Origin of the sequence: Nocardioides sp. Root190, assembly GCF_001428565.1 — a bacterium.
Lineage (GTDB): Bacteria > Actinomycetota > Actinomycetes > Propionibacteriales > Nocardioidaceae > Nocardioides.
Window position 1 is genome coordinate 525,741 of the sequence record NZ_LMIA01000009.1, and the last position, 19,894, is coordinate 545,634.

A 19,894-nucleotide genomic window follows, 5' to 3' on the forward strand; every position below is an offset into this window, starting at 1 on the left:
TCCGGGCGCGGCACAATGCGGGGCGGGGAGCGAGACGGCTCTCCGTTCGACGAGAGGGAGCAGATGACCAGCGAGTTCGTTCGCCTGGAGGTCGCCGACGGAGTCGGCACGATCCGACTGGACCGCGCCAAGGCGATGAACGCCATCAGCATCCAGGTCCAGGACGAGCTCCGGCTCGCGGCGGCGGAGGCGACCGACCGCTCCGACGTCCGCGCCGTCGTGGTCTGGGGAGGCGAGAAGGTCTTCGCCGCCGGCAACGACGTCAAGGAGATGGCCGACATGTCCTACACGGACATGGTCGACCGGGTCGAGAAGCTGCAGGGCGCCGTCAACGCGATCGCCCGCATCCCCAAGCCGGTCGTCGCGGCCGTCAACGGCTACGCACTCGGCGGCGGCTGCGAGCTCGCGCTGGCCGCCGACCTCCGCTTCGCTGCGGACAACGCCGTGCTCGGCCAGCCCGAGATCCTGCTGGGCATCATCCCCGGTGCCGGCGGCACCCAGCGCCTGCCGCGGCTGGTCGGTCCGAGCAAGGCCAAGGACCTGCTCTTCAGCGGTCGCTTCGTGAAGGCCGAGGAGGCGCTGGCGATCGGTCTGGTCGACCGCGTGTTGCCCGCCGCCGACGTCTACTCCGAGGCCGTCGCCTGGGCCTCCCGTTTCGCCACCGCGGCTCCGTACGCGCTGCGGGCGATCAAGGAATCGGTCGACCGCGGGCTCGAGGTCGATCTCGAGACCGGTCTGCAGATCGAGCGGCAGCACTTCTCGGCGGTGTTCGCGACCCAGGACAGCAGGACCGGCATGCAGTCGTTCATCGAGAACGGCCCGGGCAAGGCCACCTTCGAAGGACGATGAGCGAGATGGCGGACGACGAGAAGACCGTGACGGCCTCCGAGGACGTCGGGTCGCACGCTGGGTCGCGCAGCCTCGCGCTCGCGCGGCTGCGTGACACGGCAGGCCGGGTGGCCTGGATCATCTGCGTCACGCTCGCCCTGGTGCTCGCCGCGGCCGCCTTCACGTTCGCCCTCGAGGCCAACGAGGACAACGGGCTGGTGCAGCTGGTCCGGGATCTCGGCAGCACCTTCGACCTGGGCTTCTTCGACCTCGACAACCCGGTCAAGGCCTTCGAGAACCCCAACGGCGAGGTCAAGACCGCGCTGTTCAACTACGGGCTCGCCTCAGTCGTCTACCTCGTGCTCGGGCGGATCCTCGAGCGCGTGATCCGGCCCTGATCCGGTCCTGGTCGGGTCCTGCCGGGTCTCGTCGGTGTGACCGAGTCCACTGAGACGCGGTTCCCGCTGTCGGTGACCGGGCGGTAACCTGCAAGACGCTGTCCGGCAACGGACTTTGTTGCTCCCTGCCCCGAGGACGGGGGAGGGCTCACGATGCACAGGAAGGGGCCGGTCCGGCCACAACCATGACTCTCTCCAACATTGTCGTTCTTGTGAAGTACGTTCCCGACGCGACCGGTGACCGCAAGTTCGAGGGGGACAACACCGTCGACCGTGTCGGCGTCGATGGCCTCCTCTCCGAGCTCGACGAGTACGCCGTCGAGCAGGCTCTCCAGATCAAGGAGAAGCGCGCCGACGAGGAGATCACCGTCACCGCGCTGACCGTCGGCCCGGCTGCGGCCGAGGCTGCCGTGCGCAAGGCCCTGCAGATGGGCGCCGACAAGGCCGTCCACGTCCAGGACGACGCGATCGCCGGCTCGGATGCCGCGGCGACGTCGCTGGTGCTCGCCAAGGCGATCGAGAAGATCGGTGTCCCCGAGCTCATCGTCGGTGGCCTCGCGTCGACCGACGGTGGCATGAGCGTCGTCCCGGCGATGCTCGCCGAGCGCCTCAACCTGCCCCAGGTGACGCTGGCCGCAGTGGTCGAGACCCAGGGTGACCAGGTCCGCATCAAGCGCGACGGCGACACCGCGACCGAGGTCATCGGTGGCACGCTGCCGCTGGTGCTGTCGGTCACCGATCAGTCGGGCGAGGCCCGCTACCCGTCGTTCAAGGGCATCATGGCCGCGAAGAAGAAGCCGCTGGAGGCCCTCACGCTGGCCGACATCGGTGTCGACGCGTCCGAGGTCGGCCTCGAGGCTGCCTGGACCAAGGTCGAGGACACCGCTGCCCGCCCGCCGCGCACTGCCGGCGAGATCGTCAAGGACGAGGACGGGTCGGGCGCCACGGCGCTGGTCGAGTTCCTCGCGTCCAAGAAGTTCATCTGAGGAGCGTTGAGGAATGTCTGAAGTTCTGGTTCTCGTCGACCACGTCGACGGTGCTGTCCGCAAGCCCACCTACGAGCTCCTGGCGATCGCCAAGCGCATCGGTTCGCCGTCGGCCGTCTTCATCGGCGGTGCCGACAAGGCCGCTGCCGTCGCTGACGCGGTGAAGGGCTACGGCGCCGACAAGGTCTACGTCGTCGACGACACGGAGATCAAGGGCTACCTGGTGGCCCCCAAGGCCGAGGTGCTGCAGCAGCTCGCCGAGAAGACCTCGCCGGCCGCGATCCTGATCCCGGCCTCGGCCGAGGGCAAGGAGATCGCCGGTCGTCTCTCGATCAAGCTCTCCTCCGGCCTCATCACCGACGCCGTGGACGTCAAGGTCGAGGGCGACGACATCGTCACGACCCAGTCGGTGTTCGCCGGCAACTTCACCGTCGACGCCAAGGTCACCAAGGGCACGCCGATCATCGCGGTCAAGCCCAATGCTGCTGCTCCCGAGCAGGGCGACGGCGCCGGTGAGGTCGAGGAGTTCGCCGCGACCATCTCCGACGCGGCGAAGACCGCGCAGATCGTTGCCGCGCAGCCGCGTCAGGCGACCGGTCGTCCCGAGCTCACCGAGGCCGCCATCGTGGTCTCCGGTGGCCGTGGCACCGGCGGCGACTTCGACGCCGTCGAGGGTCTCGCGGACGCGCTCGGCGCAGCCGTCGGTGCCTCGCGTGCCGCCGTCGACTCCGGCTGGAAGCCGCACACCTTCCAGGTCGGCCAGACCGGCAAGGTCGTCTCGCCGCAGCTGTACGTCGCGAACGGCATCTCCGGTGCGATCCAGCACCGCGCCGGCATGCAGACCTCGAAGACGATCGTCGCGGTCAACAAGGACGAGGAGGCCCCGATCTTCGAGCTCGTCGACTTCGGTGTCGTGGGTGACCTCCACGCCGTCCTCCCGGCCGTCACCGAGCAGATCAACACCCGCAAGGGCTGATTCGGCCGACAGCATCACGAACGCCGTGGCTCCCGTGAGGGGGCCACGGCGTTCGCCATTTCCGGGCGGAGGGGCGCGTCCCGTTTGATTGAAGTAAGTACATCGATATAGGTTGCTTTGGTGGCTGACGAGAACGCGAAGAAGTGGTCGACCTGGGGGGTCGCGGTCCTGACGGCAGGGGTGATGGCCCTGGCCGTCCTGGGGGTCGTGCCGGCCTCCGCCTCCCCGGAAGCGTTGGAGGGGAGGACGTCGGCGGTGCTCACGGCGCGCGGCTCGGCGGCGGTATGGACGCCCTTCACGGGCATCACCTTCAACCAGCCGACCGGCAACAGCGAGCAACGGACCCGCATCGTGCGCCGCATCCACGAGGCGATCGACCACACCCCACCGGGTGAGACGATCCGGATCGCGACGTACAACCTCGGGCTGAAGGCGAGCGCGGACAAGCTGATCGCCGCCAAGAAGCGTGGGGTGAGGGTCCAGGTCATCGTCAATGCCAACCTGATCGGGCCGCTCGAGGCGCGGGTGCAGCGCGCGATCGGCAAGAACCCGTCGCAGTCGAGCTTCCTGATCTTCTGCAAGGACGCCTGCCGCAACCCCAGCGTCCACGGCAACATGCACCTGAAGGTCTACTCCTTCACCCGCATCGGCGTGACGAAGAAGCTGCTGATCAGCAGCTCCTCCAACCTCGGCGGACCCGCGATGCACGGCCAGTGGAACGACTCCATCGCGATCGCCGGCGAGGACCAGCTCTTCGCCACCTGGTGGGCGCTGTTCGACCAGCTGCGCAAGGACCGCACGGCGACGCCGCGTCGGGTGACCTACACCAGCGACCGCATCACGGCGTACTTCCAGCGTCCCTTCGCGGGCGACGCGGGCCGGGTGAGCAGCAGCGCGACCGTCAACGACGCGCCGTACGTCCGGCTCAGCAAGGTCAGCTGCAACGCCCCGACCGGCTTCGGCAACTCGCTCGGCAAGACCGTGATCACCGTCAACATGAGGGCCTGGTACGGCGAGCGCGGTGCTCGACTCGCCCGCCTGCTCGCCCTGCGCAAGAAGTACGGCTGCTCGGTGAAGGTGATCGGCTCGCTGATGAGCAAGGAGGTCGTCAAGATCCTCGTCGGGGCGAGGATCCCGGTGAAGGCCGCCGACTGGGACTGGGGACCGCGCCCCTCGACCTCGGACGCCGAGAAGACGATCTACGGTCCGAGCTGCTACGCCCACCTCAAGTACGTCACGGTCAACGGCGCCTACAAGAGCCGCGGTGACCGCCTGGTCTGGGCCGGTTCCGAGAACTGGTCCCCGCCCGGGCTCAGCAGTGACGAGGTGACCTTCGAGATCCACGACGCCAAGGTGGTCAAGGCCTACAACGACCAGTTCAAGCGGATGTGGGACAGCACCCGGGCCACCCACCGGGTCGGCATCGAGCCGAGGACCCGGCCCTGCGCCGGCAGCTGAGCACCCCGCCGCCCGGTCCCCGGCTGGTCCTATCCTTGGCACCATGAGTGCCGAGGTCGCCGTCCGTGAGGTCGCCCAGCGGGCGCGGGTCGCCAGCAGGGGGCTCGCCCTCGCCACCCGCGCGCAGAAGGACGCCACGCTCGAGGCGATGGCCGCTGCGTTGCTGGAGCGGGGGGAGGAGATCCTCACGGCCAACGCCGAGGACGTCGCCCGGGCCGAGGCCGCCGGCACGCCGGCCAACATCATCGACCGCCTGCGCCTGACCACGGAGCGGCTCGAGGGCATGGCCCAGGGCCTGCGCGACGTCGCCGGCCTGGCCGACCCGGTCGGCGAGGTCGTCCGTGGCGGAGTGCTCGCCAACGGGCTCGAGCTGCGCCAGGTCCGGGTGCCGTTCGGGGTCGTGGGGATGATCTACGAGGCCCGGCCCAATGTCACCGCCGATGCCGCAGGCATCTGCCTCAAGTCCGGCAACGCCGTGCTCCTGCGAGGCAGTTCCTCGGCCCGCTCGAGCAACGCCGCCATCGTCGCCGTGCTGCGCGACGCGGTCGCCGCCTCGGGCCTGGACGCCGACGTCGTCCAGCTCGTCCCCGGCGACAGCCACGACAGCGTCAAGGCGCTGATGCGCGCCCGAGGACTGGTCGACGTCCTCATCCCGCGGGGTGGTGCCGGCCTGATCCAGTCGGTGGTCAACGACTCGACCGTGCCCGTCATCGAGACGGGTGTGGGCAACTGCCACGTCTACGTCGACAGCGCCGCCGACCTCGCCAAGGCACTTCCGCTGGTCCTCAACGCCAAGACCCACCGCACCAGCGTGTGCAACGCCGCCGAGTCGCTGCTGGTGCACGCCGACGTCGCCGACGTCTTCCTGCCGCAGGTCGTGGCGGCCCTGCAGGAGCAGGACGTCACCATCCACGGCGACGACGCCTTCGCGTCGTACGACGGCGTGGTGGTGGCGACCGACGAGGACTGGGGCACCGAGTACCTCTCCCTCGACATCGCCGCCCGGGTCGTGCCCGACCTGGACGCCGCGCTGGAGCACATCCGCACGTGGTCCAGCGGCCACACGGACGCGATCGTCACCGAGGACCAGTCCGTCGCCCGCCGGTTCGTGGCCGAGGTCGACTCAGCCGCGGTGCTGGTGAACGCCTCGACGCGGTTCACCGACGGGGGCGAGTTCGGGTTCGGCGCCGAGATCGGGATCAGCACCCAGAAGCTCCACGCCCGCGGCCCGATGGGCCTCCCGGAGATGACCTCCACCAAGTACGTCGTCATCGGCGACGGTCACGTTCGCTAGACGCCACAGGCCCCAGGCCATCGCGGCGAGGGCTGCGAGCGAGGCGATCGCGGAGCCTGCCGAGTGGGTCGGCACCTCCCGGAACACCAAGTGGGCGAACCCGAGCGTCAGCAGGCAGTTGACGACGTTGAGCACCGGCATCGACGCCGAGAGGTGTGCCGAGCGGTAGGCGAGCTGGTTGACGGCGATGCCGCCGACGCCCGAGCAGACGAGGGCGTACGGGAGCCAGGAGGCAACCAGGCCGGCGGTGCCGCGGGCGTCGTACTGCAGCTGACAGGCCTCGATCAGGACTGCCATCAGTCCGAAGAGCAGCCCGGAGGAGCAACCCAGCAGGAAGGCGCGCGGGTTCGGGCGCCCGACGGTGCCGGCGAGGACGAGCAGCGTGAGCGCGAGCCCGGCGGCACCCGCGCTCCCGGTCAGGAGGTCGATCGGGTCGGGCGCCCGGGTGGCCTCGCGGACGTCGGAGGCCAGCAGCAGCACCGCGATCGCCAGCGCCGTCACCGCGACCGCGCCGAGCTCGGTCGACGACGGGCGGGTGCGGGACAGCGCCGCACGGATGGGTACCGCGAAGACGATGCCCATGATCGCGATCGGCTGGACCAGTGCGATCGGACCGTTGCCCAGCGCCAGCACGTGGAAGGTGAAGCCGATCGGGCCCAACGCGAGCGCGAAGAGCCACTCGGGGCGCTGCAGGAGGAACCTCATCAGCCCGAGCACACCGTCGCCCTCGGGCGCCCGGCCGGTCGCGAGGTGCTGGGTCGAGGTCGACACCGCGGTCGTCGCCGCACTCGCGAGGCCGAACACCACGGCGAGCCAGATCACGCTGCGACGCTAGGCGGAGAGGTGGGCGGCAGGGTGGACGGAGGGGTGGACGGAGGATGAATCCCGGGGAACACCGGGGGAGTGTCGTCCGGTCGCCTCCACCGGGACGGTAGGTTTCGCCGCATGGCAGGCTCCCCGGAACGGATCTACGCCGATCCGTCGGTCGAAAGGCTCTTCACGGGGGCCACGATCATCACCTTCATCAGGACCGTCATCACGCTGGCCATCGCGGTCTGGGCGGCGTACGACGAGAGCCTGACCTGGATCGTCATCGGACTGGTGACCTACTGGGTCGGCGACAGCATCGACGGCGAGTGGGCACGGTGGCGCGACTGCGAGACCCGGATGGGCGCCGTCGTCGACATGATGTGCGACCGGCTGAGCTGTGGCGCGCTCTACGTCGGCCTGATCTGGCTCCAGCCGGGTGGGTGGATCAGCGACGAGCCGATGACGTGGATCGGGATCCCGATCGCGATCTACCTCTTCGAGTTCATGGTCATCGACATGTACCTGTCGCTGGCCTTCCTCGCCTGGCCGATCCGCAGTCCCAACTACTTCCACGTGATCGACCGCAGGATCTACCTGTGGAACTGGTCGCGGGTCGGCAAGGCCGCCAACTCCGGCGCCTTCGCCGTCATCCTGCTGGCCACCGGCTGGGTGTGGCTCGGCATCGTGATCGCCGTCGCCCTGCTGGTGCTGAAGTGCGTGTCACTCGGCTGGCTCCTCACGTTGGGTGTGCCGATCCCCGAGCGTGAGGCCGCGGCGGCATGATCCTGTGGCTGACGACGTTCGCGTTCAGCGTCGCGTCCGCCCTGCTCCCGTTCCTCCCGATGGAGGCCTACATCCTCGCCGCCGGTGCTGCTGAAGGCGGCACCGGAGCCGCCATCAGCCTCGGAATCGCCGCTGGCGCCGGCGCCACCGTCGGCAAGATCGTCTGGTACGAGGTCGCTCGCCGTGGCGCCGAGTCCGCCTGGGCCCAGCGAAAGCTCTCCTCGCCCAAGGTCAAGGCGAACTACGAGAAGTGGGTCGAACGCATGCAGGGGCGGCCCGTCTACGGCATCGGGATCATGTTCCTCGCCGCGTCGGTGGGCATCCCGCCACTGCTGGCGATGGCTGCCGTCGGAGGCCTGCTCAAGATGCCGCTGTGGGCCTTCATCCCGACCGTCTTCGTCGGCCGGACCATCCGTTTCACGCTGCTGTTCCTGGGCGTCGACTTCGCGCTCCACTGACGTTCGATACGATCGCCGCATGTTCAGCCAGATCAGCCTCCATGCCCTCGCCGTCGTCAGCGCCGCTGAGGAGAGCGAGGCCGCTGTGAACCCGTGGTTCATCGGCGGCGGCGTGCTGGCGTTCCTCATGCTCCTGCTGCTGGGCCTCGTGTGGTTCGGTGGCGGACGCGACCACAGCTGACCCGGTGACCGGGTCGGCCTCCACCCCGCGCTCCCGGGTCGGGGTGATGGGCGGCACGTTCGACCCGATCCACCACGGCCACCTCGTGGCTGCCTCCGAGGTGCAGAGCTGGTTCGGCCTCGACGAGGTCGTCTTCGTCCCCACCGGCGAGCCCTGGCAGAAGGCTGACCGGGACGTCTCGCCGGCCGAGCACCGCTACCTCATGACGGTGATCGCGACGGCTGCCAACCCCCGGTTCAGGGTCAGCCGCGTCGACATCGACCGCGGCGGTCCGACGTACACGGTCGACACGCTGCGCGACCTCCAGGCCGAGCGTCCGGACGCCGATCTCTACTTCATCACGGGTGCCGATGCGCTCACCGACATCTTCAGCTGGCGCAACGCCGAGGACGCCTTCGACCTCGCCCACTTCGTCGGATGCACCCGTCCCGGGGCCGACATGGACCCTGCGACGTTGGCAAAGATTCCGGCCGACCGTGTGACCATGGTGGAGGTGCCTGCCCTGGCCATCTCGTCCACGGACTGCCGTGAGCGGCAGCGGGCGGGCCAGCCGGTCTGGTACCTCGTGCCCGACGGCGTCGTGCAGTACATCACCAAGCATGGGCTCTACCAGAGCCCGGACCACTGATTCGGAGTTCCCTTGACCGCCACTGACCACGCCGTCGAGCTCATTCGGGCTGCCGCGCTCGCAGCGTCCGACAAGCTCGCGACCGACCAGCTGGCATTCGACGTGAGCGAGCAGCTCGCGATCACCGACGCCTTCCTGCTGGCCACCGGCGGCAACGACCGCCAGGTCCGCGCCATCGTCGAGGAGATCGAGGACAAGCTGCGCGAGCTCGGCGTCAAGCCGATCCGCCGCGAGGGCCACCGCGACGGTCGCTGGGTGCTGCTCGACTACGGCGACGTGGTGATCCACGTCCAGCACACCGAGGAGCGCGAGTTCTACGCCCTCGAGCGCCTGTGGCGCGACTGCCCGATCATCGACCTGCCGGCCGAGATCAGCGGCCCTGCCACGGCGTCCGCGACGCCCACGGCGCCCGCCGCCGAGTGAACCCGCGCCGCATCGTCCTGGTGCGGCACGGCCGCACGGCCTGGAATGCCGCGCACCGGATCCAGGGCCAGCTCGACACCGAGCTCGACGAGGTCGGGATCGAGCAGGCCCGCGCCGTTGCGCCGCTCGTCGCTGCCCTCGGGCCGGTGAGCGTGTGGTCCAGCGACCTTGCGCGCGCAAGGGTCACGGCCGAGGAGATCGCCAAGGAGGCGGGCCTCGTGCCGTCGTACGACGAACGTCTGCGGGAGTACAGCCTCGGAGAGTTCCAGGGGCTGACCCACGCCGAGCTCGAGGCGCGCGACCCCGACGGCTTCGCCCGATTCCGCACCGGCGCCTGGGACGGCATCCCTGGCGCGGAGTCACCCCTCGTCGTGGCCGAGCGGTTCTCCGCCGTGCTCGGTGACCTCGCCTCGGCCCTCGAGCCGGGGGAGTGCGGTGTCGCGGTCTCCCACGGCGCCGCCACCCGCACCGGCCTGGTGCACTTCCTGGGCTGGCCGCTGGAGCACGCGCGGTCGCTGCGTGCCCTGGGCAACTGCGGCCGGGTCCTGCTCGAACAGCGGTCCTCGGGCGAGTGGGCCCTGGCGTCGTACAACGTCTGACCGGCCCCGAACCCACCCCGGATTTCACCTCGGTGGGGTGTGTTGGCTAGTATTCCGGTCGTTGCTTCGCCCTCGGGCGCAGGCAATGACTCCGGGGGTGTGGCGCAGCTGGTAGCGCACCTGCATGGCATGCAGGGGGTCAGGGGTTCGAGTCCCCTCACCTCCACCGACACGTGAGGCCGATCCGCGAGGATCGGCCTCACGTCATTTCCGGGCGTGGGCGACGATGTGGTCGCGCAGCCGCGCGGCGGGGGGCGCCAGCGCCCGGTCGGAGCGCCAGGTCAGGCCGATCGTGCGCCGCGCCCGCGCGTCGTTGATCCGCAGCCCGACCGTCCCGGACAGGCCTGCCATCGCCTCGGTCACCAGCGCGACGCCCAACCCGGCCGCGACGAGGCCCTCGATCGTGGCGAGGTCGGCGCTCTCGAAGGACACCGTGGGGGAGATCCCGGCGTCGCTCAGCAGGGCGTCGGTGAGGGTGCGGTGGCCGTAGCCGACGGGTGTGGTGACCAGCTCGTCGCCCGCGAGCTCGGAGAGCGCGACCTGGCGTCGGCCGGCAAGGCGGTGGCTCGGGGCGACCACGACGACGAACCGTTCGACCTGCAGCGGCACCCACGCGAAGTCGCCGTCGGGTCGGGCGGCGGTGATGGCGAGCTCGGCCGCCCCGCGGGTCAGGTCGCGCAACACGTCGTGGGTGGACTCCTGGGCGAGCTCGACCCGGACGAGGGGGGCGGCCTGGTGGAACTCGCGCAGCACCTGCGGCACCAGCGAGGTCGCCATCGAGTCGACGAAGGCGAGGCGCACGGTGCCCCGGTCGGGGTCGAGGCGGGTCTCGAGGTCGCGGAGCAGCTGCTGGTGACGCTCCAGGATCTCCCTGGCCGCGGACAGGACCAGCTCACCGTCCGGTGAGGTCACCAGGCCCTGCGGCACCCGCTCGAACAGGCGCACCCCGAGCTCGTCCTCGACCCGACCGAGCGCCCGCGACAGTGTGGGCTGGCTGACGCCGAGGATCGCAGCGGTGTCCGTGACGTGCTCGTTGTCGGCGAGCGCCACGAGCCAGTCGAGGTCGCGGATCAGCATGACGACGAGCATACGCATCACGTATCAGAATCGGGCGTGAAAGGCATTGGACGTATCGATGGTGACGGCGGAACCTGTCGTGGTGGGCAGGCAGACGTCGACCGGGAACCAGACCGATCAGCATGATGGGTACGCGCCGGGCAGTGGCGGCTACCAACGGATCATGGCCGCGATGTTCGCCGCGGGCGTGGCGACGTTCGTGCTGCTCTACGCGACGCAGGCGCTGCTGCCCGAGCTGCACACCACCTTCGGCGTCAGCCCGACGCAGACCACGCTGAGCATGTCGCTGACGACCGCCGGGCTCGCCGTCGGGCTGCTCGTCGCCGGCCCGGTGTCCGAGGCGGTCGGTCGGACGCCCCTGATCGTCGGCTCGATCTGGCTCGCCACCCTCATCGCCTGTCTCTGCCCGCTCGCCTGGTCCTGGCCGGTGCTGCTGGGGCTTCGGCTGGTCGAGGGCGTCGCGCTGGCGGGCCTGCCTGCGGTGGCCACGGCGTACCTGCGTGAGGAGCTGCACCCGAAGGCACTCGCCGGTGCGACCGGGCTCTACATCGGCGGCAACGCCCTCGGCGGGATGGCGTCGCGGCTCGTGACCGCACCGGTCGCCGACCTCGCGGGCTGGCGATGGGCGATGGCGGTGGCAGCGTTGCTCGCGCTCACCTGCGCCGTCGCGGTGACCTTGTCGCTCCCACGCTCCCGCAACTTCGTGCCCGGCCCGAGGGCCCGTACCAGTCGTCGCGAGATGACCCGGGTCGCACTGACCGACCCCGCCCTGCGCAGCCTCTACCTGATGGGGGCGTGCTCGGTCGGCACCCTCGTCGCGGTCTTCAACGCGCTCGGCTTCCGACTGACCGGCGGTCCCCACCACCTGAGCCTGGCCACCATCAGCCTGCTCTACCTCGTCTACCCACTGGGGACGCTCAGCTCGTCGTGGTCGGGGTCGCTGGCCGACCGCTACGGTCGCCGGGCTGTCCTCCCGGCGGGGTGCACTCTCGCCGTCGGCGGTGTCCTCCTCACCCTGCTGTCCCCGCTGGTGGCCATCGTCGCGGGGCTGGCCTGCCTCACGGCCGGCTTCTTCGTGATGCACGGACTGGCGAGCAGCTGGGTGGCCGTGCGCGCCCACCTCGCGGGGGCGAGCTCCAGCCAGGCGGCGGCGTTCTACCTCTGCTCGTACTACGTCGGCTCGTCGGTCTTCGGCAGCCTCGGCGCAACGGCGTGGTCGGCGGGTGGTTGGGGCGGGGTCTGCCTGCTCTCGCTGGCGTTGCTCGCGTGCAGTGCCCTTGCCACGGCGCGCCTGCGGCGGATCCCGAACCTGGCGACACAATGAGCACGTGACGGCGTCCGTGTCCCCGCGCAGCTCCGGGGGAGTCTCCTGGTGGTGGGCCGACCTGGGGCTGCCGGAGCCGCAGGACCTGCTCGACGGTGATGCCGAGGCCGACGTCGTGATCGTCGGGGCGGGCTACACCGGGCTCTGGACGGCGTACTACCTCGCGCAGCTGCGGCCGGACCTGCTGATCCGCGTGGTCGAGCAGCGCTTCGCCGGGTACGGCGCCTCGGGCCGGAACGGCGGATGGCTCTCGGCGTCGGTGACCGGCGGCCTGGACGGCTATTCCCGCACGCACCCGCCCGCGGAGGTCGCCCGCTTCCAGCTCGCGATGAACGACGCCGTCGACGAGGTGATCCGGGTGACGGAGCGTCATGCCATCGACGCGCACGTACGACGTGGAGGCACCCTCCTCGTCGCCCGCAACGACGCGCAGGCCACCCGGGCCCGGGCGGCTGCGCTCGACGCGGAGCGGTGGCCGGAGACCGGTGCACGCCTGCTGTCGGCCCGGGAGTCACGCGAACGGATCGCCGTGGCCGGGACGCGGGCGGCCGTCTGGGAGCCGCACTGCGCCCGGATCCACCCCGCCCGTCTGGTCCGTGGCCTGACCGGCGTCGTACGTGGTCTCGGGGTCCGGATCCACGAGGGGACGACTGTCCACGCGATCTCCGCCGGACGGGTGGCGACCGACCGTGGCGTGCTCACGGCACGCCACGTGATCCGCGCGACCGAAGGCTTCACCGCCGGCCTCGCCGGCGAGCGACGGACGTGGGTGCCGATGAACTCCTCGATGATCGTCACCGACCCGCTGCCGGCGTCGGTGTGGGACGAGATCGGCTGGGCGGACCACGACACCCTCGAGGACTTCTCCCACGTCTACTCCTACGCCCAGCGCACTGCCGACGGAAGGATTGCGATCGGTGGCCGCGGCCATCCGTACCGGTTCGGGTCCGGCACCGACCTGGACGGCGACATCCCCGATCGCACGGTCACTCACCTGCGCGACGTGGTGTGCTCATGGTTCCCGAACCTTCGTGACGTGCCGATCGCGCATGCCTGGAGCGGTGTCCTGGGGGTGCCGCGCAACTGGCGGGCCACCGTTGCCCACGACGCCGCCACGGGTCTGGGCTGGGCAGGTGGCTATGTCGGCACCGGCGTCACGGCCGCCAACCTCGCCGGACGCACCCTGGCCGACCTGGTCGCGGGGGAGCGGACCGAGCGCACGAGCCTGCCGTGGGTCGACCAGCGCGCCCGGCGCTGGGAGCCGGAACCACTCCGATGGCTCGGGATCCACGGGCTCTACCGCGCCTATGGCGTGGCGGACCGGCTCGAGGAACGAGGAGCGCGGCGTACGTCGCGGATCGCGACGATGGCGAACCGGATCAGCGGGCGGTGACGGCGAGGTCCTAGGCTCACCGCCATGGGCATTCAGGCCGCGTACATCGGCATCGACGAGGCCACGCTCGACCGGTTGGTCGACCTCGACCCGGGTGATCTCGCCGAGGCGCTCGAGGAGCTCGAGGAGGGCGGTGCGCCGACGACGTACCTCGACAAGCTCTGGGACGGGCTGCACTTCGTGCTGACCGGTCGCTCGACCGACTCGCCGGTCGAGGGGGACCTGCTGAGCGAGGCGGTCGTCGGGGTCCACGTGTTCGAGAGCGAGGAGTACCTCGGCTGCACCGAGCTCACCGAGCTGCCCGCGATCATCGAGGCCCTGGCAGCCGTCGACATCGGTGCCCGTCTGGCGCAGGTGGACTTCTCCGTGCTCGGCGAGGCAGGCGTCTACCCGTTCATCTGGGACGAGGACCCGGCCCGGCTGCGCGAGGACCTCACCGCGGCGTTCGCCGACCTCGTGGCGGCGCACCAGGGCGCCGCTGCCGCCGGGCAGCACCTGCTGGTCAGCATCGTCTGACCGCGCGGTGGCCGTCCGGTGAAGACTCGCTACGTCGGGCCGCGAGCGGTGGCCCGCAGGCACGGAGCCACCTAGCGTCGGCGGGGTGCCGCCACGCCTGCCTCGCCATCTCCTGACCGCTCTGGCCATCGGCATCGGCCTGTGGTGCGGCCTGCTGGCCTGGCGGTGGAACTGGTTCATCGACCTGCGCGTCTACGAGCTCGGTGCGAGTGCCCTGTTCGGTGGGGACCTCTACGACGTCCGCTTCCACGTCGCCGACCTGCCGTTCACCTACCCGCCCTTCGCTGCCGTCCTGATGCTGCCACTCGCGGTCCTGCCGATCTGGCTGAGTGCGGCGCTGTGGTCCACCGCGTGCGTCCTGGTGCTGGGGTGGGTCGTCGCGACGGCCTTGCGAGCGAGTGGCGCCGACCTGCCGGCGTACGCCGTCCCGGTGGTCACGGCCGGAGCGCTGCTCCTGGAGCCGGTGTGGGCGACGCTGTCCTTCGGGCAGGTCAACATCTTCCTGATGGCGGCGATCCTCGCCGACGTCCTGCGCCCGGACCGGCGCCATGCGGGCTGGCTGGTCGGGGTCGTCGCCGGGATCAAGCTGACCCCGCTGTTCTTCGTCGCGTTCCTCGTCGTGACCGGCCACCGGCGGGCGGCGGGCACCGCGGTCGCGGCGTTCGCCGGCACGGTGCTGGTCGGCACCGTCGTCGCACCGAGGGCGTCGTGGTCCTACTGGAGCGAGATCCTGTGGGACCCGGGCCGGATCGGCGGAGTGGAGTACGCCGGCAACCAGTCCGTGCTCGGCACGCTCAGTCGCCTGCTCGGGCACGAGGCCCCGACCGTCCTGTGGTTCGCCGTTGCCGGCGCACTCGCCTGCTGGGCACTGGTCGTTGCCGCGCTGTTGTGGCGCTCGCCCGAGGGCCGACCGCTCGCCGTGTGCATCGCCGCGCTCGGGATGCTGCTCGCCTCGCCGATCTCGTGGAGCCACCACTGGGTCTGGCTGGTGGCGATCGTCCTCGCGCTGTGGGGGAGCAGCCTGCCGCGGGCGCGCACCGTCGGAGTCCTGGTCGCCCTGGTCGCGGCGTCGCGCTCGATCTGGTGGGCGCCGTTCCGCGACGGCCGCGAGTACGACTGGGACGTCGCGCAGGGGCTGGCGGGCAACGCCTACGTGATCGCCGCGGTGGCGCTCATCGCCATCGCCACCTGGTGGTGTGTCGTGCCCGGGCCCGCGCCGAGGCCCACGGCGGACCGGTGGGAGGAAGCGCACGGGCCACGCGGGACCTGAGGCGCTCGATCATCCCCAGAAGGCGTCCTCCGCCGGCTGGTCCTCGGAGAACAGCCAGACCTCGGCGATGCGGTCCTCGGCGATGCGGAACAGGTCCACGCCGGACATCGCGAGATCGGTCCGGCTCGCTGCCTGCGCGGAGAATCGCACCGGGAGCGCGACCAGGTCGCCGTTGTCCATGGCAGGTCCGGTGGGCGCGAGGGCGAAGGTGCCGCCGCTGCGCTCCATGAAGGCTCCCAGCAGTCGGAGCACGGCGTCGGGACCCCGGTGGTCGCCGGCCAGTGAGTGGGCGCCCGGCTGGTGCCAGACGACGTCGTCGGCCAGTGTCGCGCGGAGTGCGTCCATGTCGCCCCGGGCGAGGGCGTCGAGGTAGCGGTGGAAGGCGGTCGGTGCGGTCATGTCGATCATCTCTCGTCGGTCCGGAAGTGGTGATCGAGAAAGTAACGATTGGTAACCTGTTACCTCAACGTAACCAGGTGGCGACCAGGAGGAGCGGCGATGGCTGACGAGATCGAGTGGAACGTCCTGATGCGCACCTGCCCGTCGCGTACGTCGCTGGCGGAGATCGCGAACAAGTGGACGGCCATGATCGTGGTGGTGCTCGGTGCGGGCCCGCTGCGCTTCACCCAGGTGCGGACACGGGTCGACGGCATCAGCGCCAAGGTGCTCGCCGAGACCCTGCGCCGGCTCGAGCGCGACGGGATCGTGACCCGCCGGTCGTACGACGAGATGCCGCCGCGCGTGGAGTACGAACTGACGACGCTGGGCCACTCCCTGGCCGAGCCGCTGGAGGCCCTGCGGCGGTGGGCCGAGGGCAACATCGTCCAGGTGCTGGAGGCGCGGGAGGCCTACGACCTGAGGCCAACCTCAGGCGGAGGGCGGGACCTCGCGTGATTCCTCGCGCAGCCGCGGCTCGGTGCGGTTGTCGGGGCGGATGCCCTGCTTGTCGGCGTAGAACGCGCGGACGAAGTCCATGTCGGCGACGACGTCCTCGCCCGGGTGGAAGCTGGGGCCCATGCCGAGCGTGCGGGTCGGTCCGTCGACGAAGCCGAGGCTGATCGGGAGGCCGGTCTGCTGCGAGATCCGGTAGAAGCCGGGCTTCCAGAACTCGCCCTTGCTCCGGGTGCCCTCCGCGGCGATGACCAGCTGGAACGCGGCGTCGGCCTCGGCGGCCTTGAGCAGGGCGCGGATCGTGGCGCCCGGGCTGGAGCGGTCGAGGGGGATTCCGCCGGTGTGGCGGAGGATCCAGCCGACGACGCCCTTGAAGTAGCGGTCCGCGACGAGGACCTTCGGCCGCACCCCGTTGGCCCACGCGATCATCAGCATGACCACCCAGTCCCACTGGGAGGTGTGCGGGGCGCCCACGAGGATGCCGCCACTCGGGGGAACGTCTCCGACGAGTCGCCAACGCGTCACTCGAAGCGCTCCACGGGCGAATGCGCGACGGACCCTCATGCGGTGTGCCATGGCGTGACCGTAGCGGTACGCCTGATCGATCTCAGGGTCGGTCGGTGCCCGGGTCGATGCTCGGGTCCGTCGTACGCGGCTCGGGGCTCGCGGTGGGGTCGGGGTTGGCATTGGGGTCGGGCTCGGTGCGCTCCTGGTCGTGGGCGACCTCCTCGTTGCGCCGACGGTCCGCGATGAACGCGAACACCAGGCCCCCGCCGATGAAGAGGATGATCAGCACGCCGAGGAACACGAATCCGGGGATCTCCATGTGGGGGCAGTACCCCCTGCCGGCAGGACCAGACCCGACACGCCGTACGGCGCAGTCTTGACTCATTCAAGAAAAGTGGCAGACTGGACACATGCCCGAGGTCGACTTCCCCCAGCAGCTGCGCGACGTCGCACTGCGGGTGACCCGACCCCGTCTGGCCGTGCTGGAGGCCGTGCACGCGCACCCCCACGCCGACACCGAATCGGTGATCTCGGCGGCGCGGGCCCTGCTCCCCGAGGTCTCCCACCAGGCGGTCTACGACTCGCTCCACACGCTCACCGAGTCCGGCCTGGTGCGCAGCATCAAGCCGGCCGGCTCGGTCGCGCGGTACGAGACGCGGACCGGCGACAACCACCACCACGTCGTGTGTCGCTCCTGCGGCAACATCGCCGACGTGGACTGCGCGGTCGGGCACGTCCCGTGCCTGACTGCCTCCGATTCCCACGGTTTCGTCATCGACGAGGCCGAGGTCATCTATTGGGGCGTCTGCCCCGAGTGTTCCATCCGCACCTGATCGACCCGTCACCCCCGAAAGGTTGAGCATGACCGACACCGCAGGTTGCCCCGTTGCCCACGAGGGCAGCGAGAGCGAGAATCCCGCGCTGGATGCCCCGAAGCCCAAGGGGCACCGTCCGCGGTCCAACAAGGACTGGTGGCCCAACCAGCTGGACCTCTCGGTCCTGCACGCGCACGCACCGGCGTCCAACCCGCTCGGTGCGGACTTCGACTACGCCGCCGAGCTCGCCACCCTCGACCTCGACGCGCTCAAGCGCGACGTCACCGAGGTCCTCACCACCTCGCAGGACTGGTGGCCGGCCGACTTCGGTCACTACGGCGGCCTGATGATCCGCCTCAGCTGGCACGCAGCCGGCACCTACCGCATCTACGACGGCCGCGGCGGCGCCGGCGACGGTGGGCAGCGCTTCGCGCCGCTCAACAGCTGGCCCGACAACGGCAACCTCGACAAGGCACGCCGGCTGCTGTGGCCGGTCAAGCAGAAGTACGGCCAGAAGATCTCGTGGGCCGACCTGCTCGTCCTCGCTGGCAACGTCGCCCTGGAGTCGATGGGGTTCGAGACCTTCGGTTTCGCCTTCGGCCGCCAGGACGTCTGGGAGCCCGAGGAGATCTACTGGGGCAACGAGGACACCTGGCTCGGTGACGAGCGCTACAGCGGCGAGCGCGACCTGCACGAGTCGCTCGGCGCGGTCCAGATGGGTCTGATCTACGTCAACCCCGAGGGCCCCAACGGCAACCCTGACCCGCTCGCGTCGGCACGCGACATCCGCGACACGTTCGCCCGGATGGCGATGAACGACGAGGAGACCGTGGCGCTCATCGCCGGCGGCCACACGTTCGGCAAGACCCACGGCGCCGGACCGGCCGACCACGTCGGTGTCGAGCCCGAGGGCGCCTCGATCGAGGAGCAGGGCCTCGGCTGGAAGAGCACGTTCGGCACCGGCAAGGGCGGGGACACGATCACCTCGGGCCTCGAGGTCACCTGGACCGACAAGCCGACCCAGTGGAGCAACCGGTTCTTCGAGATCCTCTTCGGATTCGAGTGGGAGCTCACCGAGAGCCCCGCGGGTGCCAAGCAGTGGGTCGCGAAGGACGCCGAGGCGATCATCCCCGACGCCCACGGAGGCCCCAACAAGCTGCCCACCATGCTGACCAGCGACCTCGCACTCCGGTTCGACCCGGCGTACGAGGCGATCTCGCGCCGCTTCCTCGAGAACCCCGACGAGTTCGCGCTGGCCTTCGCCAAGGCCTGGTACAAGCTGCTGCACCGTGACATGGGTCCGATCGAGCGCTACCTCGGCCCGTGGGTGCCCGAGGCGCAGATCTGGCAGGACCCCGTCCCGGCCGTCGACCACCCGCTGGTCGACGACAGCGACGTGAGTGCCCTCAAGGCGAAGGTGCTGGAGGCCGGGCTGAGCGTCTCCGAGCTCGTCTCCACCGCGTGGGCGTCCGCCGCGACCTTCCGCACCACCGACAAGCGTGGTGGCGCCAACGGCGCGCGGATCCAGCTGGCCCCGCAGAAGGACTGGGAGATCAACCAGCCCGAGCAGCTCGCTCGGGTGCTGGGCTCCCTCGAGCAGATCCGGGCCGACTTCAACGGCCAGGGCGAGAAGAAGATCTCGCTCGCGGACCTGATCGTCCTCGCCGGCGCTGCTGGCGTCGAGAAGGCCGCCCGTGACGGTGGCGTCGAGGTCACCGTGCCGTTCCGTGCCGGTCGCACCGACGCCACCGAGGAGCAGACCGACGCCGAGTCCTTCGACGTCCTGGAGCCCCGCGCCGACGGCTTCCGCAACTACGCCCGGCCGGGCGAGAAGCTCCCGCTCGAGACGCTGCTGCTGGACCGGGCCTACCTGCTCGGACTGTCGGCGCCCCAGATGACGGTCCTCCTCGGTGGCCTGCGCACGCTGGGTGCCAACGCGGGGGGTTCCGCCCACGGTGTGCTCACCGACCAGCCGGGCGTGCTCTCGACGGACTTCTTCGTCAACCTGCTCGCTCCCGGATCGGTGGTCCGCGGTTCCGCGGACGAGCACGTCTACGAGATCCGTGACGCAGCGACCGACGAGGTCCGCTGGACCGCGACGGCCGCCGACCTGGTCTTCGGGTCGAACTCGCAGCTGCGGGCTCTCGCCGAGGTCTACGCCAGTGCTGACGCGAAGGAGAAGTTCGTCAAGGACTTCGTCGCCGCGTGGGCCCAGGTCATGGATGCGGACCGCTTCGACCTGAGCTGATCGGTTCCAACGCAAGAGGCCGCCCGGCAAC

23 protein-coding genes, 1 tRNA gene and 1 pseudogene are annotated in these 19,894 nt (G+C 70.4%); 20 read left to right on the forward strand and 5 right to left on the reverse strand.

Annotated features, from left to right (window positions below):
- Positions 1–63 precede the first annotated feature (63 nt).
- The 6 genes from ASE01_RS12305 (at position 64) to ASE01_RS12330 (ending at position 5,940) form a co-directional block, all read left to right on the forward strand.
- Positions 64–849, forward strand: a complete 786-nt coding sequence (locus tag ASE01_RS12305; RefSeq protein ID WP_056751718.1) for an enoyl-CoA hydratase/isomerase family protein — start codon at positions 64–66, stop codon at positions 847–849.
- Positions 846–1,226 (forward strand): hypothetical protein, encoded by a 381-nt coding sequence (locus tag ASE01_RS12310; RefSeq protein WP_056751722.1) that lies wholly within the window; start codon positions 846–848, stop codon positions 1,224–1,226. The genes ASE01_RS12305 and ASE01_RS12310 overlap by 4 nt, the downstream gene beginning before the upstream one ends.
- Positions 1,227–1,411: 185 nt before the next feature.
- The gene (locus tag ASE01_RS12315; protein ID WP_056751726.1) at positions 1,412–2,212 is read left to right on the forward strand and encodes an electron transfer flavoprotein subunit beta/FixA family protein; all 801 of its coding nucleotides are present in this window, start codon (positions 1,412–1,414) and stop codon (positions 2,210–2,212) included.
- A gap of 13 nt (positions 2,213–2,225) precedes the next feature.
- Positions 2,226–3,188, forward strand: a complete 963-nt coding sequence (locus tag ASE01_RS12320; RefSeq protein WP_056751730.1) for an electron transfer flavoprotein subunit alpha/FixB family protein — start codon at positions 2,226–2,228, stop codon at positions 3,186–3,188.
- Positions 3,189–3,308: 120 nt separating this feature from the next.
- Positions 3,309–4,646 (forward strand): phospholipase D-like domain-containing protein, encoded by a 1,338-nt coding sequence (locus ASE01_RS12325; RefSeq protein WP_056751735.1) that lies wholly within the window; start codon positions 3,309–3,311, stop codon positions 4,644–4,646.
- 43 nt (positions 4,647–4,689) lie between these two features.
- Positions 4,690–5,940, forward strand: a complete 1,251-nt coding sequence (locus tag ASE01_RS12330) for a glutamate-5-semialdehyde dehydrogenase (RefSeq protein WP_056751738.1) — start codon at positions 4,690–4,692, stop codon at positions 5,938–5,940.
- Between the two features lie 51 nt (positions 5,941–5,991).
- Here the strand turns inward: ASE01_RS12330 and ASE01_RS25270 are convergent.
- A pseudogene (locus tag ASE01_RS25270) lies at positions 5,992–6,762 on the reverse strand (DMT family transporter); the annotation flags it as partial.
- A 123-nt stretch (positions 6,763–6,885) separates the two neighbouring features.
- Here ASE01_RS25270 and ASE01_RS12340 point away from each other — a divergent pair.
- From ASE01_RS12340 to ASE01_RS12365, 7 genes are all read left to right on the forward strand, one after another.
- Complete coding sequence (locus tag ASE01_RS12340) at positions 6,886–7,533, forward strand: CDP-alcohol phosphatidyltransferase family protein (RefSeq protein WP_056751744.1); 648 nt, start codon at positions 6,886–6,888, stop codon at positions 7,531–7,533.
- The gene (locus ASE01_RS12345; RefSeq protein WP_056751746.1) at positions 7,530–7,991 is read left to right on the forward strand and encodes a VTT domain-containing protein; all 462 of its coding nucleotides are present in this window, start codon (positions 7,530–7,532) and stop codon (positions 7,989–7,991) included. Before ASE01_RS12340 ends, ASE01_RS12345 begins: the two co-directional genes overlap by 4 nt.
- 19 nt (positions 7,992–8,010) lie before the next feature.
- Positions 8,011–8,172 carry a hypothetical protein gene (locus ASE01_RS24985; RefSeq protein ID WP_200958827.1) on the forward strand — a complete coding sequence of 54 codons (162 nt, stop codon included), beginning with the start codon at positions 8,011–8,013 and terminating at the stop codon, positions 8,170–8,172.
- A 4-nt stretch (positions 8,173–8,176) separates the two neighbouring features.
- Positions 8,177–8,800 (forward strand): nicotinate-nucleotide adenylyltransferase, encoded by a 624-nt coding sequence (nadD, locus tag ASE01_RS12350; protein WP_268788737.1) that lies wholly within the window; start codon positions 8,177–8,179, stop codon positions 8,798–8,800.
- 12 nt (positions 8,801–8,812) lie between these two features.
- Entirely contained in the window at positions 8,813–9,223 is a 411-nt protein-coding gene (gene rsfS, locus ASE01_RS12355) for a ribosome silencing factor (protein WP_056751749.1), read from the forward strand.
- On the forward strand, positions 9,220–9,822 hold the full coding sequence (locus tag ASE01_RS12360) for a histidine phosphatase family protein (protein ID WP_056751753.1): 603 nt from the start codon (positions 9,220–9,222) through the stop codon (positions 9,820–9,822). Before rsfS ends, ASE01_RS12360 begins: the two co-directional genes overlap by 4 nt.
- Before the next feature lie 93 nt (positions 9,823–9,915).
- Positions 9,916–9,988: transfer RNA gene (locus ASE01_RS12365), tRNA-Ala, on the forward strand.
- Between the two features lie 38 nt (positions 9,989–10,026).
- Here the strand turns inward: ASE01_RS12365 and ASE01_RS12370 are convergent.
- Complete coding sequence (locus tag ASE01_RS12370; protein WP_056752210.1) at positions 10,027–10,899, reverse strand: LysR family transcriptional regulator; 873 nt, start codon at positions 10,897–10,899, stop codon at positions 10,027–10,029.
- 163 nt (positions 10,900–11,062) lie between these two features.
- Here ASE01_RS12370 and ASE01_RS12375 point away from each other — a divergent pair, with 163 nt between their 5' ends.
- The 4 genes from ASE01_RS12375 (at position 11,063) to ASE01_RS12390 (ending at position 15,402) form a co-directional block, all read left to right on the forward strand.
- Entirely contained in the window at positions 11,063–12,223 is a 1,161-nt protein-coding gene (locus ASE01_RS12375; RefSeq protein ID WP_200958828.1) for an MFS transporter, read from the forward strand.
- Positions 12,224–12,227: 4 nt separating this feature from the next.
- The gene (locus tag ASE01_RS12380; protein WP_235535961.1) at positions 12,228–13,616 is read left to right on the forward strand and encodes an NAD(P)/FAD-dependent oxidoreductase; all 1,389 of its coding nucleotides are present in this window, start codon (positions 12,228–12,230) and stop codon (positions 13,614–13,616) included.
- A gap of 24 nt (positions 13,617–13,640) precedes the next feature.
- Entirely contained in the window at positions 13,641–14,132 is a 492-nt protein-coding gene (locus ASE01_RS12385; RefSeq protein WP_056751760.1) for a DUF1877 family protein, read from the forward strand.
- Between the two features lie 85 nt (positions 14,133–14,217).
- Positions 14,218–15,402: a glycosyltransferase 87 family protein gene (locus ASE01_RS12390; protein ID WP_056751762.1), complete on the forward strand. Its 1,185-nt coding sequence runs from the start codon at positions 14,218–14,220 to the stop codon at positions 15,400–15,402.
- Positions 15,403–15,411: 9 nt separating this feature from the next.
- On the opposite strand, the gene ASE01_RS12395 is transcribed toward ASE01_RS12390, so the two are convergent.
- Positions 15,412–15,801, reverse strand: a complete 390-nt coding sequence (locus ASE01_RS12395; protein WP_056752216.1) for a nuclear transport factor 2 family protein — start codon at positions 15,799–15,801, stop codon at positions 15,412–15,414.
- 99 nt (positions 15,802–15,900) lie between these two features.
- On the opposite strand from ASE01_RS12395, the gene ASE01_RS12400 reads away from it, so the two are divergent.
- Complete coding sequence (locus tag ASE01_RS12400) at positions 15,901–16,296, forward strand: winged helix-turn-helix transcriptional regulator (RefSeq protein ID WP_056751767.1); 396 nt, start codon at positions 15,901–15,903, stop codon at positions 16,294–16,296.
- Here the strand turns inward: ASE01_RS12400 and ASE01_RS12405 are convergent.
- Together ASE01_RS12405 and ASE01_RS12410 are read right to left on the reverse strand one after the other, a co-directional pair.
- Entirely contained in the window at positions 16,270–16,818 is a 549-nt protein-coding gene (locus ASE01_RS12405; RefSeq protein ID WP_235535962.1) for a 1-acyl-sn-glycerol-3-phosphate acyltransferase, read from the reverse strand. The genes ASE01_RS12400 and ASE01_RS12405 overlap by 27 nt on opposite strands.
- A gap of 82 nt (positions 16,819–16,900) precedes the next feature.
- Positions 16,901–17,119: a hypothetical protein gene (locus tag ASE01_RS12410; protein WP_056751784.1), complete on the reverse strand. Its 219-nt coding sequence runs from the start codon at positions 17,117–17,119 to the stop codon at positions 16,901–16,903.
- A 91-nt stretch (positions 17,120–17,210) separates the two neighbouring features.
- Here ASE01_RS12410 and ASE01_RS12415 point away from each other — a divergent pair, with 91 nt between their 5' ends.
- Together ASE01_RS12415 and katG are read left to right on the forward strand one after the other, a co-directional pair.
- Positions 17,211–17,633 carry a Fur family transcriptional regulator gene (locus ASE01_RS12415; RefSeq protein WP_056751789.1) on the forward strand — a complete coding sequence of 141 codons (423 nt, stop codon included), beginning with the start codon at positions 17,211–17,213 and terminating at the stop codon, positions 17,631–17,633.
- 28 nt (positions 17,634–17,661) lie between these two features.
- Positions 17,662–19,863: a catalase/peroxidase HPI gene (katG, locus tag ASE01_RS12420; RefSeq protein WP_056751794.1), complete on the forward strand. Its 2,202-nt coding sequence runs from the start codon at positions 17,662–17,664 to the stop codon at positions 19,861–19,863.
- Positions 19,864–19,894 lie beyond the last annotated feature (31 nt).